13 protein-coding genes are annotated in these 14605 nt (G+C 74.7%); 6 read left to right on the plus strand and 7 right to left on the minus strand.

Features of this window, described 5'->3' with window-relative positions:
• Positions 1-3 precede the first annotated feature (3 nt).
• From ABTY61_RS25935 to ABTY61_RS25950, 4 genes are all read right to left on the minus strand, one after another.
• A complete protein-coding gene (locus ABTY61_RS25935; RefSeq protein ID WP_350507470.1) occupies positions 4-2529 on the minus strand; it encodes a serine/threonine-protein kinase in 2526 nt (841 codons plus the stop codon).
• A 5-nt stretch (positions 2530-2534) separates the two neighbouring features.
• Positions 2535-3914, minus strand: a complete 1380-nt coding sequence (locus ABTY61_RS25940; protein WP_350507471.1) for a hypothetical protein — start codon at positions 3912-3914, stop codon at positions 2535-2537.
• A 294-nt stretch (positions 3915-4208) separates the two neighbouring features.
• Positions 4209-5183: a glutamate ABC transporter substrate-binding protein gene (locus tag ABTY61_RS25945; protein WP_350507472.1), complete on the minus strand. Its 975-nt coding sequence runs from the start codon at positions 5181-5183 to the stop codon at positions 4209-4211.
• A 14-nt stretch (positions 5184-5197) separates the two neighbouring features.
• Positions 5198-6511: a GlnX family signal transduction membrane protein gene (locus ABTY61_RS25950; protein WP_350507473.1), complete on the minus strand. Its 1314-nt coding sequence runs from the start codon at positions 6509-6511 to the stop codon at positions 5198-5200.
• A gap of 531 nt (positions 6512-7042) precedes the next feature.
• On the opposite strand from ABTY61_RS25950, the gene ABTY61_RS25955 reads away from it, so the two are divergent.
• Complete coding sequence (locus ABTY61_RS25955) at positions 7043-7618, plus strand: nucleosidase (protein ID WP_350507474.1); 576 nt, start codon at positions 7043-7045, stop codon at positions 7616-7618.
• 108 nt (positions 7619-7726) lie between these two features.
• On the opposite strand, the gene ABTY61_RS25960 is transcribed toward ABTY61_RS25955, so the two are convergent.
• A complete protein-coding gene (locus tag ABTY61_RS25960; RefSeq protein ID WP_350507475.1) occupies positions 7727-8650 on the minus strand; it encodes a sigma-70 family RNA polymerase sigma factor in 924 nt (307 codons plus the stop codon).
• 104 nt (positions 8651-8754) lie between these two features.
• Between ABTY61_RS25960 and ABTY61_RS25965 the strand changes: the two genes are divergently transcribed.
• Both ABTY61_RS25965 and ABTY61_RS25970 read left to right on the plus strand, forming a co-directional pair.
• The gene (locus tag ABTY61_RS25965) at positions 8755-9606 is read left to right on the plus strand and encodes an SDR family oxidoreductase (RefSeq protein ID WP_350507476.1); all 852 of its coding nucleotides are present in this window, start codon (positions 8755-8757) and stop codon (positions 9604-9606) included.
• Between the two features lie 10 nt (positions 9607-9616).
• Positions 9617-10138: a hypothetical protein gene (locus ABTY61_RS25970; protein ID WP_350507477.1), complete on the plus strand. Its 522-nt coding sequence runs from the start codon at positions 9617-9619 to the stop codon at positions 10136-10138.
• On the opposite strand, the gene ABTY61_RS25975 is transcribed toward ABTY61_RS25970, so the two are convergent.
• Together ABTY61_RS25975 and ABTY61_RS25980 are read right to left on the minus strand one after the other, a co-directional pair.
• Positions 10135-10410 carry a hypothetical protein gene (locus ABTY61_RS25975; RefSeq protein WP_350507478.1) on the minus strand — a complete coding sequence of 92 codons (276 nt, stop codon included), beginning with the start codon at positions 10408-10410 and terminating at the stop codon, positions 10135-10137. The genes ABTY61_RS25970 and ABTY61_RS25975 overlap by 4 nt on opposite strands.
• Positions 10411-10722: 312 nt before the next feature.
• Entirely contained in the window at positions 10723-12192 is a 1470-nt protein-coding gene (locus ABTY61_RS25980; protein WP_350507479.1) for an aldehyde dehydrogenase family protein, read from the minus strand.
• Between the two features lie 59 nt (positions 12193-12251).
• Here ABTY61_RS25980 and ABTY61_RS25985 point away from each other — a divergent pair, with 59 nt between their 5' ends.
• The 3 genes from ABTY61_RS25985 to ABTY61_RS25995 all read left to right on the plus strand — a co-directional run bounded on the left by ABTY61_RS25985 (position 12252) and on the right by ABTY61_RS25995 (position 14508).
• The gene (locus tag ABTY61_RS25985) at positions 12252-12905 is read left to right on the plus strand and encodes a TetR/AcrR family transcriptional regulator (protein ID WP_350507480.1); all 654 of its coding nucleotides are present in this window, start codon (positions 12252-12254) and stop codon (positions 12903-12905) included.
• A 144-nt stretch (positions 12906-13049) separates the two neighbouring features.
• Positions 13050-13535 (plus strand): SRPBCC family protein, encoded by a 486-nt coding sequence (locus ABTY61_RS25990; RefSeq protein WP_350507481.1) that lies wholly within the window; start codon positions 13050-13052, stop codon positions 13533-13535.
• A gap of 160 nt (positions 13536-13695) precedes the next feature.
• Positions 13696-14508: an alpha/beta fold hydrolase gene (locus tag ABTY61_RS25995; protein ID WP_350507482.1), complete on the plus strand. Its 813-nt coding sequence runs from the start codon at positions 13696-13698 to the stop codon at positions 14506-14508.
• Positions 14509-14605: the final 97 nt, after the last annotated feature.

Genomic DNA, 14605 nt, shown 5'->3' on the forward strand with positions numbered 1-14605 from the left:
CGGCTACACCCACGTCCTGGGGCGGGCCCGGTTGGCCCGTTCCACCATCTCGATCCTGGTCTCGGCCCGGTCGGCCAACCGGGCGAGTACCCGGTAGGACTGTTCCAGGGCGAAGCGCAGTTCCCGCTCCGCGGCGGGACGTCCCAGGACGACCAGGCCGGCGCCCTGCTGGCCGCCCGCCGAACCGGCGCCGACCCAGTCGAGGGCCGCGCCGAGCACCTCGACCGAGAGTTCCTCGCGGCGGCGGTCGTCCAGCCGCAGCGCGGTCAGCTGGTCGGAGCCGGCCGCGAGGTCGACGGCCAGCGGGTCGGTGGCGGCCCGTTCGCGCAGCCGGGCGCGGACGGCGGCGATCCGGGCGGCGGTGTACTGGCTGGAGGTGGCCGGGACGGACTCCAGCACCCGCACCGCGCCGGGCCGGTCGCCCTCGTCCAGGCGGACCCGGGCCAGGCCGAAGGCGGCGCTGAGGTAGCCGTGGTCGGTGGTCCAGACGAGCCGGTAGAACTCGGCCGCGTCGCCGCCGTCGCCGAGCAGTTCGGCGCAGATGGCCAGGGCGAGCTTGGGCGCGGGTTCGCCGGGGAAGGCGTCGTAGACCGCGTCGAAGGCCTCGGCGGCGGCGCGCAGGTCGCTCTCGGACCCGCTGCCGGCCGCGCCGACCAGGGCGACCAGGCCGCGGTACCAGACCACCCGCCAGTCGTCCGGGTGGTCCTGCTCCAGCGCGGCGAGCGCCTGCACGGCCCTGTCGTGGCGGTCGAGTTCGAGCAGGGCGCGCAGTTCGCGCAGCCGGCTCTCGACCGAGACGGCGGGGGCGCCGACGAGGGCGGCGAGCGCCTCCTCGGGGTCGGCGGCGAGCAGGGTGGCGAGGAAGCCGGCGTTGGGGTCGGCCGGGTCGACCCGGGGGACGGGCAGGGCGAGGGCGGCGGCGGCCGGGTCGAGGCCGGCCAGCCGGAGCTGTCCGGGCTGGACGGTGGGCAGCACCAACTCGTTGTCCACGACACGCAGTTCGGGGCCGAAGAGGGTGGAGGGCGCGGGGCGGGGCCGTTCGTCCTGGAGGGCCAGGATCTCCCGCAGCACACCGGTGAGCTGGTCGGCCATCTCCTCGGCGGAGGAGAACCGGCGGGCCGGGTCCGGGTCGGTGGCGCGGACCAGGAAGCGGTAGTACGACTCGTACTTGGCGAAGACCTCGACGTCCTCGGGCCCGGGCAGCGAGTCGCGGTAGGTGGTGCTGTAGCCCTGGAAGTCGAAGGTGAGCACCGCGAGGGTGCGGGCCACGGTGTAGAGGTCGGAGGCGGGGGAGGGGCCGTCGGTGGCGATCTCCGGGGCCTGGTAGCCGATGGTGCCGTAGATCGCGCTGTCGTCGTCGAAGCGGCGGACCGCGCCCATGTCGATGATCTTGAGCGTGTCGCCGCTCTGGATCACGTTGTCGATCTTGAAGTCGCAGTAGATCAGACCCCGGCTGTGCAGGTAGCCCAGCGCCGGCAGCGCCTCCAGGGCGTACGCGATCGCCTGCTCGACCGGCAGCGGCTCGCGTCGGCCGTCCGCGGTGCGGCGGTCGTTGGCGATGTCCTTGAGCGACTTGCCGCCGACGAACTCCATCACGATGTAGCCGTCGGTGGAGCCGGTGCGCAGGTCCGGGTGCTCGGCGAAGTTGATGATCCGGACGATGTTCGGGTGGTCCACCTCGGCCAGGAAGCGCCGCTCGGCGACGGCCGCGGCCAGCGCGTCCTCGTCCCCGGTGTCCAGCAGGCCCTTGAGCACCACCCACTTGTCGCTGACCCGCCGGTCCACCGCCAGGTAGATCCAGCCGAGCCCGCCGTGCGCCAGGCAGCCGACCACCTCGTACTGGCCGCCGACCAGGTCGCCGCGGCGCAGCTTCGGGGTGAAGGAGTACGGCGTGCCGCACTTGGTGCAGAAGCCGTCCGGGCGGCCCGGGCGGCCGTTCTTCTCCCGGCCCACCGGGGTCTCGCACTTGGAGCAGTACCGCTTGCGCTCGGGCACCTCGGGGTTGGCCAGCACCGCCTGTGACGGGTCGGCCGACTCCACCGTCGGCACGGTGACCAGCCCGGCGCCCAGCCGGTTGCGGGTGCCCGCGCTGACGCTGCCGCGGGTGGAGCGCACCGAGACCGAGCGGCTGCTGCCGGTACGGGTCGAGCGGTGCGAGCGGGAGCGGCCGGACATCGACCGGGCGGAGCCGGTGCGGGCCGACAGCGAGCGGACCGAGCCGCTGCGGGCGGAGTCCGGGGTGACCCGCGCGGACGGGACGTACGGCTGGGTGACGCCGGTGGCGCCGTCGGGCGCCGTCAGGCCGCACTCGTCGCAGTAGCCGTCCGGGTCGATGGTGCCCGAGCAGTCCCGCGGGCACGGCGAGCCGGGCCCGGCGGCGGTCGGCGGCGCGGCCCCGGCGGGCGTCGGGGAGACGGCGGAGGGGACCGTCGTGGTCCCCACCGGGGTCAGCCCGCACTCGTCGCAGTAGCCGTCCGCATCGATGGTGCCGTTGCCGGAGCACTCCGGCCGTACGCACGTCTCGCCCATCAACCTCAGCCCCCCTGTACCTGTCCGTCGACCGGCGTCTGGCCGGCCGACCCGTGTGACTGTGCGCCCTCGGAGGCCTCGGAGGCCTCGGCCTGGGCCGGGCGCAGCGACTGCTGGAAGCGGGCCACCGCGGCGGCCGCCGCCCGCAGGTCGCAGGGCGCGCTCCACAGCAGCCAGCGCGCCTTCTCGTACCGTTCGATCACTTCCGGGTCCTCGGCGACCCGCATCCGGGCCGCCATCGCCTTGTAGGCGTCCAGCCGGCCGCGCAGCTCGGCCCGGACGGCCAGCGGCTGGGTGACCTCGCCGAGCGAGTGCCGGGCCCGGGCCAGCTCCTTGGCGGCCGCGTCCTCCAGCGTGTCCAGCAGCGGGGCCAGCCGGCCCCACTGCCCGGCCTGGCGCAGGTCCAGGGCGGTGACGATCCGTTCGCGCAGCGCCGAGGTCGGGCCGGGCACCGCGGGCACGTCGCTGGAGGCTATCTTCGCCAACACCTCGCCGCGGGCCCGGCGGGCCTCGGCCAGGGTGGCGTCGGCCCGCTGGAGCAGCTCGCCGACGCCCTGGAGGCGCTCCTCGGCCTCGTCGCGCAGCCGCAGCAGGTTCTCCAGCTCCAGCCGGACGCCGTCCAGCGCCCGCCCGGCCCGGTCGAAGCGCTCGGTGTCCACCACCCCGGCGGGGGAGGCGAAGGCCTCGCCGTCCGGGACGGTGCCGCGCTGGGCGGGCACCCGGGCCGGGCGCCACAGGGCCAGCGGGTCCTCGCGGACCTCGGTGCGCAGCTCGGTGAGGTCCTGCTCCAGCCCGACCAGGTCGTCGGCCAGCGGGTGGCTGCCGGTGCGCACGCCGAGCGAGGCGGCCAGGGTCCGCACCCGCTGCAGTTCGGCCAGCAGCAGGTCGATCCGGGCCGGCAGTGCGGACCAGACCGCGTCGGCGGCGCTGACCACCTCCAGCACGGTGGCGTACCAGGAGTTCATCCGGGCCATCAGCGCGTCCAGGCTGATCCGCTCGACCAGCTTGGCGGGCGCGCCCAGCAGTTGCGGCCCGTCCGGCACGGCGCCGCCCGGGACGGTCACCGCGTCGCCGGTCAGCAGCTCGCTCAGCTCGGCGAGTTCGGGGCCGCCGGGCTTGGCCTTGCGGGCCCGGACGGCGCGCGCCGAGGCGAGCGCCTCGGAGTAGCGGTCGAACAGCGCCCAGAGCAGGGGCAGGCCTTTGCCGGCGACGGACCAGCGCTCCAGGGTGCGGCCGGACAGCTCGGCGCCGTCCAGCAGCCGCAGGCCCGGGTGGTCCTGAAGTGCGAGCAGCGCCGACTCGACCGCGTCCCGCTCCGCGCCGAGGCGCGCGAGCGCGCGGTCCACCTCCTCCCGGCTCAGTACCGGGCCAGCCGATGCCGCCACCGCGGTGTCCTTCCTTCCTCGCGTGCGATGCCGTCGCGTACGACGTGCGATCCCACGACAACCCCCGTGTCCACCACCGGTCTCCCCGTGGTGATCGTCCCGAACCCTAGCCGGTGGCCGTTCGGGCGGTGCGGGCGCGGGGCGTCAAGACGGCGTCAACGCCCCGCGCCCGTGGCGCTCCGTGCGCGATGCGGCGGCTTCCGCTCTTCCGCCCGGCTGCCCGGCCGCTCTTCCGCTCTTCCGCCCGGCCGCCCGGCCGCCCGTGCGGTCCTCGGTGCGGTCCCCCTGCGGTCCTCAGTGCGGCACGGGCCAGTAGTGCTCGGCGTCGTTGAGCATGTACGGCTTCAGCCAGCGGTCGTAGCTGCGCCCCCAGTCGCCGTTCGCGTGGTAGTCGGCCAGCACCTGGTTGACCCGCGCGGTCAGGTCCGTGCTGTTCTTGAGCATGGCGATGCCGATCACCTCCGGCTGCACGTCGCCGTCCACGATCCGCACGGTCTGGTCCTGGGCCGCCTGACCGGCCGCCAGGCCGTCGTCGGTCATGGTGGCGTCGACCTTGCCGAGCTGCATCAGGACCAGGCAGTCCAACTGGTTCTCCACGACCGTCAGCCGGGCCTTGGAGTCCTTCTTGGCGCCCTTGCCGCCGGGGTCCATGACGTCGAAGGCCGTCGACCCCTTGGCGACGCAGACGTTGTTGCCGCCGATCGCCTCGTCCAGGTTCTTCGCCGGGGAGGTCTTCGGCACCAGCACTCGCTGGGAGATGCTGAAGTACGGCTTGGAGAAGGCGACTTGCTCCATCCGCTTGCAGTTGACCGTCATCGTGCGGACGATCAGGTCGACCCGGCCCTTCTGCACCGCGTCGACCCGGTCGGCGGTGGCCACCGGCTTGAGCACCACCTTGTCCGGGTCGCCCATGATGGCGGTGCCGAGCGCCCGGGCCAGGTCGATGTCGAAGCCCTCGATCTGGCCGGTGTTCGGGTTGCGGGCGCCCCAGCGGTAGCTGTTCTGGTCGACGCCGATCACCAGGCTGCGCTTGGCCTTGATGGCCTTCACCGCCGGGCCGTCCGCCGAACTCGGCGGCACGCTGCTGTAGATGTCGCAGGTGTCGGACTGCTCCTGGGACTGCTGGACGGCCTGCGGCGCGGACGCCGGTGCGGCGGTCGCGGCGGCCGGTGCGGCGCCGGAGGGCCCGCCCCCGCCGAGCACGGCCGCGCAGGCGGCCAGCACGGCCAGGGCCGCGGCGCTCCTGGTCGGTACGGTCGTGGTGCGCATCGTTCCGTTCCCCTCTACCGGTACTCGGCGAGTCGTCGGCCCAGGCCGCGCAGCGCGGCGGCCGCGGCCACCAGGCCGAGCACCGCGGCGGCGCCGGCTGCCAGCCGGAGGTCCCCGGCGGTGCCGTCCGCGGAGGCCGTGAACCGGGCCTGTTCGGCGTCGGCGGCCTGGGCGAGCGCCCGGTCGGTGGCGTTGAAGGCGGCGTCGGCGGTGCTGGTGCTGTCGGTGGCGGACACCGTCGCGTTCAGGGCGCCCTGGTAGTCGGCGTTGTCGACCTCGGCCTTGCGCGCGTACTGGTACCGCTCCTGCCAGACGTCGTACTGGTCCGCGGCCGTGGCCAGCGGCTGGCTCGCGGCGGCGGGGGCGAGGATCACCGCGTTGGAGAGCGTGCCGGCCCGGTCGCGCATCGGGGTGCTCCTGCCGGCCGTCCCGGCCAGGCGCTTGGTGACGTCCGCGTACTGGTTGGCGTAGGTGGCGGTGGAGCCGCGCGCGACCAGGTTCAGGTTCTCCGCCAGGCGGGCGGTCAGCACGTCCACCCGGGCCCTGTTGAGGGCCTGCAGCGGGAACGCCCCTTCGAGGTCGCTCTTCTTCAGCGCCGCGCCGGTGGTCAGCCCGGCCACGGCGAGCCAGAGCGTGCCGGCCAGCACGGCGGCGGTGGCGCCCAGCAGGCCGATGTTGAACACCCGGTTGGTGCGGCGGAACAGGGTCAGCTGCACCCAGCCGAGCGCGGCCAGGGTGAGCACCGCCAGGACGTACGCGCCCCAGGGCGTCGACTGCGCCGCGGCGTAGTCGACCACCAGCTCGTGGTTCTCGATGGTGTTCAGCTCGGCGGCGGCCGGCAGCAGCACGGTCTGCATCTGCTCGGAGGCGTACCGCAGGTAGGCGCCGCCGAGCGGGATGCCCTGCCGGTTGTCGGCCCGCGCGGATTCCACCAGACCGGCGTACACCGGGAGTTGCTGGTTCAGTCGGGAGAGTGAGTCCTGGGCGGGGGAGGTCGAGGTGGTCCGGGCGGCGGCCTGGGAGATCAGCTTGGCGGCCTGGGCGAGGTCCTGCTCGTAGCGGGCCCGGACGTCCTTGGGCTCGGTGCCGGCCAGCAGGAAGCCGGAGGCCGCGGTGGTGGCGGCGTCGGCCAGCGAGCGGTGGATCTCGGCGGCGTCCCGGCTGAGCGGCTGGCTGTACGAGACCACCCGGTCGGCGGCCTGCGCCCTGGTCTCCAACTGCCAGGCGGTGAGCCCGCCGAAGGCCACCGTGAGCACCGCGAGCACCACCCCGGCCATCCGCAGCCGCCCGGGGGGCGTGCGGGTGGCCTGCGCCAGCCGGGCGCGCACGCCGCGCTCCGGCGCACCCGCGCGGGACCGCTTCGCGGGCGGTGCGGCGCCCGGTCCGGGAACGGGCCCGCCGTGGGGCGGAGCCCCCGGAGCGCCGGGAGCTCCTGGGGTCGCCGGGGCCGCCGTTGGAGCGCCGAACGCCGCCGCCCCCGGCGCGGCCGGTGGCGTGCTCGGCCGTGCCGGGACCGCGGCGCCCGGTGCGCCGTTGCCTACTGGTGTCGCCACCCGCCTCATCCTCCCCTGGGGCCGGCCCGTCTCCCCGGGCCCGACCGATGGCAGCAGTATGGCCGTGACTCTCCCCGGCCACACCTGACTTGCGCCGATCTTGAGCATGTCGTGCACGGTTTCCGCACGCTCTCGTACGGCTTGTACCGGTCGCACCGGTCGCACCGGTCGCACCGGTCGCACCGGCCGGACGGAGAGGTGGCGACCGCTGCGACGCCCGCCGGAGCCCCCGCGGTTCCGCACCGCGCGGTCACCGGCCGCGCCGTCACCGGGCCCGGCACCCCCGCGCTCCGTACCATGGGCCCTATGCGACTGCTTGGAACGATCTCGCCCGACCGCCCGCTGCTCGTCGTCGCGGTCCGCGAGGAGGCCGCCCACCTCGACGACCGGCTGCCGGTGCTGCTCACCGGCATGGGGAAGGTCAACGCCGCCGCCGCCCTGGCCACCGTGCTGGCGCAGGGCGAGCGGCCCTCCGAGGTGATCAACCTCGGCACGGCCGGCGCGCTGCGCCCCGGCTGGGAGGGCATGCACCACGTCGTCCAGGTGATCCAGCACGACCTGAACACCGCGGCCCTGGAGCACCTCACCGGCCGCACCTACGGCGCCCCGCTGGTGGTCGGCAAGGGCGACGGCCCGGTACTGGCCACCGGCGACCTGTTCGTCGACTCCCCGGCCGCCAAGGAGCGGCTGGCCGAGCACGCCGACCTGGTCGACATGGAGGGCTACGCCGTCGCCACCGTCGCCCACCGGGCCGGGCTGCCGGTGCGGCTGGTCAAGTACGTCAGCGACGAGGCCGGGGACGGCGCGGCCCACAGCTGGCGGGAGTCGGTCGACGGCTGCGCCCGGCACCTCGCGGACTGGGTGCGCGAGCAGGGCTGGTGACGGCCCGTCGCTGAACCCGTGCGTGGGGCGGCCGGGGGGTTCCGGCCGCCCCACGGCGGGTGCGGTCAGGTCGGTGCGGTCAGGGCCGTGCGGTCGGGGCCGTGCGGGTCAGTCGCGGAAGGCCGAGAGGTCGAAGGCCGCCAGCCGCTCCGGGTCGGCGATCACGTCGATCTCGGTGATCGCGCCGTCCACCACGGTGAACGCCATGATCGACATCGCCCGGCCGTTGTCGGCGATGACCACCGCGCCCGCGGTGCCGTTGACCAGCGCGGGGCGGGCGAACGGCGACAGCTTGCCCCACATCGCGGCCTGCCCGGCCACCGTCGCGGCGCCGGTGAGCACCAGGGTGTGACGGGCCAGTGCGGCCCCGCCGTCCGAGCGCAGCACCACGTCCGGGTCCAGTACGGCGACCAGTGCCTCCAGGTCGCCGGTGCGGGAGGCGGCGAAGAAGGCGTCCACGGCCAGCCGCTGGCGGCTCAGGTCCCGGTCGGGCGCGGGCCGCTCCTGCACCTTGCGGCGGGCCCGGCTGGCCAGTTGGCGGGTCGCGGCCGAGGTCTTCTCGATCAGCGGGGCGATCTCCTCGAACGGCACCGCGAACATGTCGTGCAGCACGAAGGCGATCCGCTCTGCGGGTGACAGCGACTCCATCACCACCATCAGCGCCAGGCCGACCGAGTCCGCGAGCATCACCTCCTGCTCCGGGTCGACCACCCCCTCCCGGCGCAGCAGCGGGTCCGGCAGTCGCTCGGGGCCGCTCTCCCCGCCGGGCCCGGTCGGCTGCAACGGCTCCTCCCGCCGGGCGGCGCGGTCGCGCAGCAGGTTCAGGCAGACCCGGGACACCACCGTGGTCAGCCAGCCGCCGAGGTTGGCCACCTCGGCGGTGTCGGTGCGGTCGTACCGCAGCCAGGCCTCCTGGAGCGCGTCATCGGCCTCGCTGATCGAGCCGAGCATCCGGTAGGCGACCGCGCGCAGGTGCGGTCGGTGCTCCTCGAAGAGCTTGGTCCGGGCGGCTCTCTCGTCTGTTCCGTCCACCGTGTCACATTCCTTCGTCGCCTCGGGTCAGGGCAGCAGGAGCCACCCAACAACGGGGGCGGCGGGGAGATCAACTCCCGGCCCGGGACGAAACGGAGACGATCGTGACGAATGATCGGATACTGGTCACCGGCGGCACCGGCACCCTGGGCCGGCGGGTCGTACCGCCGCTGCGCGCGGCCGGGCGGCCGGTGCGGGTGCTCAGCCGGTGCGAGCGGGCGGCGGATGCCGACGGGGTGACGTACGTGCGCGGCGACCTGCTCGGGGACCGGGCCGAGACGGACGCCCGGCTGGCCGAGGCGCTCGTCGGCGTGGACACCGTGCTGCACCTCGCGGGCGGCCCCAAGGGTGACGACGAGGCCACCCGGCGGCTGGTCGCGGCCGCCGTGCGGGCCGGGGTGCGGCACCTGGTGTACATCTCGGTGATCGGCGCGGACAAGGTGCCGCTCGGCTACTTCCGGGCCAAGCGGGAGGCCGAGCAGGTGGTGGTCCGCTCGGGCCTGCCGTACACGGTGCTGCGCGCCGCCCAGTTCCACGACCTGGCGTTCGGTGTGGTCTCGAAGATGGCCAAGCTGCCCCTCCTTCCGGCCCCCGGCGGGGTCCGCTGGCAGCCCGTGGACGTGGGCGAGGTCGCCGACCGGCTGGTCGGGGCGGCGCTCGACGGGCCGGCCGGGAGGCTGCCGGACCTGGCCGGGCCCGCGGTGTACGAGCTGGCCGAACTGGCCCGGGGGTACCTGGCCGCGCGGGGCCGCAGCCGCAAGCAGTTGCCCGTACGGGTGCCGGGCCGGATCGGGCGCGCCTACCGGGCGGGGGCGAACCTCGCCCCCGAGGGGGCCGCGCACGGGCGGCGCACCTGGGAGGAGTTCCTGGCGGAGCGGCTGGCGGGCGGGGCTGCCGGGGGTGTCGGGGGTGTCGGAGCCGCCGGGGCGGGCGGGGCTGTCGGGGCCGGCTCGTAGGGTGTCCGGCATGTCGTTCCTCGATCGCCTGCGCGCGACCCCCGCCATCGTCGACTACCTGCACTGGCCGGGGGACTTCTCCCTCGACGCGTACTCGCACGTGGAGGAGGTCGTACTGGCCTCCGGCGAGGCGCTGGAGGAGGTCGGCAAGTGCGGTGGCGGCGGCACGTTCTTCCTCTGCGGCGAGGGCGGCGACGAACGGCCCGTCCTCTACGCCGACTCGGAGGGCGGCGCGGCACTGCTGGCCGCCGACCTGGAGGAGCTGGTCCGGCTGCTGCTGGCGCTGCCGTGGTGGCACGACTTCGTGCGGCTGACCGAGGAGGAGAGCGCGGAGGCGGCCGAGGCCTGCCTGGCCGACGAGCCCGACCTGCTCGCCGACCGGGACGCGGCCGCCGCCGCGATCGGACTCGAAGTCCCCACCCCGGCCGAGGCTTTGGCCCGCCTGCGCGAGGCCGTCTTCGGCCTCGGCCCGGCCTACGTCCTGCTCAACGCCGAGGAGGGCAACGCCTACCAGCCCCTGTTCCGGGCCTAGCGGCCACGGAGGAGGTCGGCCAGTTCGAGGGCCACCGAACCCTCCGGGGCGTCGGTGTCGTGGAGGTGGGCGAGCAGGCGCAGCACGGCGCGGTACTCGCCGCGGCTGAGCCGCACCGGCTCACCCGGCCCGTCGAGGTCCTCCGCGACCGCCCGGGCCAGTTCGGCCGTGCCGCGGGCGGCGCCGGCCGGGTCGCCGCCGACCCGGACGATGCCGGTCGACTGGATGACCTGGCCGGCGATGGTGACGTTGCCGCTGATCCGGTTGCCCATGCTCTCCGCCCCCCTGCTGAACTGACGATCGATCAGCAGGGTAGCCGGTGCGGAGGTGGTGCGGTCAGGGGCGGCGGCCGCGCTGCTTGGACCAGCCGGTGTCGCGGTCGTCGCCCGAGTTGCCCGCGGAAGGGTGCCGGTCGGCCGGTCGGATCGTGATGACGCCCATGTCGTGGTTCTCCCCCAAGTCGGATGCGTGCGCTCTGGCTTGCAGAACGCTATGGGCGGCCTGGGCGCTCCGCATCCGTACGGGTACTCAGACGGGCTGAGTCGATCCGCGGTCGTCCTTGAGGTGTTTCCGGGGTGGTGTGGTCAGAGGAGGCGGCGGAGGAGGCGGGACTTGAGGGGGGTGAAGGGCGGGTAGGCGGGGCGGAGGGGGTCGGCGAGGAGGGGCTTGTCGAGGACGGACTTGGTGTGGCTGAAGGTGTCGATGGAGTGGGTGCCGTGGTACCGGCCGAGGCCGCTCTCGCCGACGCCGCCGAAGGGCAGGCCGGGGACGGCGATGTGGGCGTTGGGGACGCCGAAGGCGAGGGCGCCGGAGGAGGTCTCGGTGGTGAGGCGGCGCTTGGTGGTGTCGGAGGCGGTGAAGGCGTAGAGGGCGAGGGGCTTGTCGCGGGCGGTGATGAAGGCGATGGCGGCGTCCAGGTCGGGGACGCGGATGATCGGCAGGACGGGGCCGAAGATCTCCTCGCGCATCACCGGGGCGTCCGGGTCGACGTCGGCGAGGACGGTGGGGGCGAGGTAGCGGTCGGCGCGGTGGTGGTCGCCGCCGGTGACGAGGCGGCCGTCGGCGAGCAGGGCGGTCAGCCGGTCGAAGTGGCGTTCGTCGACGATGCGGCCGTAGTCGGGGCTCAGCGCCGGGTCGGTGCCGTACATCTCGCGGATCGCGGCGGTCAGTTCGGCTTCCAGGGTGGCCGCGGTGTCGCCGATGGCGAGGACGTAGTCGGGGGCGACGCAGGTCTGGCCGGCGTTCATGAACTTGCCCCAGGCGATCCGGCGGGCGGCGGTGGCGAGGTCGGTGCCGGGTTCGACGACGACGGGGCTCTTGCCGCCCAACTCCAGGGTGACGGGGGTGAGATGGCGGGCCGCGGCGGTCATGACGACGCGGGCGACGGTGCTGTTGCCGGTGTAGAAGACGTGGTCGAAGCGCTGCTCCAGCAGGGCGGTGGTCTCCGGCACGCCGCCCTCGACGACGGCGACGGCCTGCCGGTCGAGGGTGCGGGGCAGCCAGTGGGCGATGGCGGCGGAGGTGGCGGGGGTGAGTTCGCTGGGCTTGACCACCGCGCAGTTGCCCGCGGCGAGCGCGCCGACCAGCGGGGCCAGGGTGAGCTGCAGCGGGTAGTTCCACGGGCTGATGATCAGCACGGTGCCCAGCGGCTCACGGACGGTACGGGCCCGGGCGGGCTGCAGGGCGAGCGGGACGGGGATGCGGCGCGGGCGCAGCCAGCGGTCGAGGTGGCGCAGGGTGTGGTCGATCTCGTTGACCGTGAAGCCGATCTCGGTGGTGTACGCCTCGGCGGCGCTCTTGCCGAGGTCGGCCTGGAGGGCGGCGGCGAAGACGGCCTCCTGGTCGACCAACAGGCGGCGCAGGGCGCGGAGTTGGGCCTTGCGCCAGGCCAGGGGCTTGGTGCGGCCGGTGGCGAAGGCGGCGTGCAGGCGGGCGACGGTCGCGGCGGGGCCCTCGGCTCCGGCGCTTCCGGCGGAGGAGGCGGGGCCGGAGGCGGTGATGGCTTCGGCGGAGGCGGGCGCGGCTGTGGGCGTGGCTTCGGCGGAGAGGCTCATGCGGCCGAGCATAAACGAAACGAAACGATTTCGTTTCCGGTTCTCGATAGACTTCGGGCATGACCCCCAGCGCCACCCCCGCCCACCCGGCCGACGCCGCCCCGCCGCGCCGGGGCCGCCCCCGCGACGCCGCCCGGGATCGCGCCCTGCTGGACGCCACGCTGGCCGTCCTCGCGGAGAGCGGCTACGGCGGGCTGACCACCGCCGCCGTGGCCGCCCGGGCCGGAGTGTCGACGGCGACCCTCTACCGCCGCTGGTCGTCCAAGGAGGACCTGGTGATCGCCGCCGCCGCGCTGCACGGCGAGAGCTCGTACGAGCAGCCGGACACCGGCGGGCTGGAGGGGGACCTGCGGGTCGTCCTGCGCGACAAGGCGGCCGGCATGACCGGCGAGCCCGGCCGGCTGATCCGCGCCCTGATCGGTGAGGCCGCCCACAACACCGCCCTGGCCGGGGCGCTGGTGACGGCCTTCCTCCGGCCGGTGTACGGGCGGGTCGCGGAGGTCGTCCGGCGGGCCGTGGAGCGGGGCGAGATCCCGCCGGTCGACGGCGCGGAGCTGCTCGGCGAGGTGGTGGTGGGCCCGGTGATGACCCACTTCCTGCTCACGCCGCAGCCGCCCGAGGACGTCGACGAGGCCACCGCCCGGGAGACCGCCGACCGGCTGCTGCCCTTCGCCCTGCGGGCGGTGGGCGGGGCGGTCGGGCCGTCCGCCTGAACGCACCGCCTGCCTGAACGCACCGCCCGCCTGAACGCACCGCCCGCCTGGACGCATTCGGCGACCCCGCGAGAAGAACCGGGCGACCCCGCGAGAAGAACGTACCGAGCGAGCGACCCGCCCCTTTGAGAAGTGGAGCCCCCGATGCCCTGGTTCACGCTCGACCGCTTCGACCCGTCCTTCTTCGACACCGCCCCGCACCGCCGGGCGTACGTGCTGGACCTGCCGGTGGCGCCGGCGGCGGTGTGGCGCGGGCTCGCCGGTGACGCGCCGCTGTCCTGGTGCCGTGGCCTGGCCGGCGGCCGCTACACCTCGCGGCCGCCGCACGGCGTCGGCACCACCCGTGAGATCACGGCGATGCGGCTGCTGCGCCTGCGGGAGGAGTTCGTGCGCTGGGAGGAGGGCACCCGGCACTCGTTCTGCGTCACCGGGGCGAGCCTGCCGCTGTTCCGGCGCTTCGGCGAGGACTACCTGGTCGAGCCCACCCCGACCGGGACCCGCTTCACCTGGACCTTCGCCTACGAGCCCAACCCGCTGCTGGCCCGCCCGGCGGCGCTGACGGACCTGCCGAACGCGCGCTTCCTGCGGACGCTGGTCGCGGACACCAAGCGGCACTTCGGCGCGGCCTGACGGTCGGTGCCGGTCGTGCGGCGCGCGGTCGGGCGGGTGGCTCCCCGGCGGGCTTCTTGGACGGTCGTCTCGTACGAATGTATTGGACGAATGTCTTGCACGTACGTATGAGTCATGAGTATGGTGATCTCATCAACCGCTTCACAAGGGGGAACCGAAAATGAACGACGCCGTCCACGCCGAGGCCGCCCGCGTCGATGTCGTTCGCGGTGAGCTGGTCATCGACGGCCGCCGCCTGTCCTACCTGGACTTCGGGGGTACGGGCCGCCCGCTGCTCGCCCTGCACGGCCACCTCTCGGAGGGCGCGGTGTGGACCGGGCTCGCGGCCGAACTCGGCCCCGACTGGCGGGTGATCGCGCCCGACCAGCGCGGCCAGGGTGAGTCGGAGCGGGCCGCGGACTACTCGCGGGAGGGCTATCTCGCCGACATCGAGGCGCTGCTCGACCATCTGGGCCTGGAGCGGGCGGTGCTGCTCGGCCACTCGCTCGGGGCGATCAACGCCTACCAGTTCGCGGCCCGCCACCCCGAGCGGGTCGAGGCGATCGTCAACGTCGAGGGCCCGCTGGTGCTCGGCCTGGAGGGCCCGCACCCGCTGGCCTTCCTGCTCGGCCTGCCGTACGACGCCCCGAGCCGGGACGGGCTGGTGGCCGAACTCGGCCCGGCCGCGCCGTACTTCGCCGACCGGCTGCGGGAGAACCCGGACGGCAGCTGGCGGCTGCCCTTCCACCCCAAGGACATGTACGACTCCGAGGAGCTGGTCCACGGCGACCACTGGGCCGACTGGACGGCCACCGGCTGCCCCGCCTTGCTGGTGCGCGGCACCGAGGGCGTGATACCGGCCGGGCAGGCGGCCGAGGCCGTCTCCCGTCGCCCCGGGGCGGCCGCCGTCGAGCTGGTCGGCGACCACCTGCTGCCGATCAGTGCTGCCGGTGAACTCGCCGCCACCGTGCGGGAGTTCCTCGTGAAGCTCTGACGGGTGCGGAATGGGTCGGTCCGCGTGGTGCCCGGCGCCCGGGCGGGGTATAACGCTGCCTGACAGGCAGAGCGTCCATATTCGTCGGGGGAGACCA

It is taken from the genome of Kitasatospora sp. NPDC096128, from assembly GCF_040303105.1.
In the GTDB taxonomy this organism is placed as follows: Bacteria; Actinomycetota; Actinomycetes; order Streptomycetales; family Streptomycetaceae; genus Kitasatospora.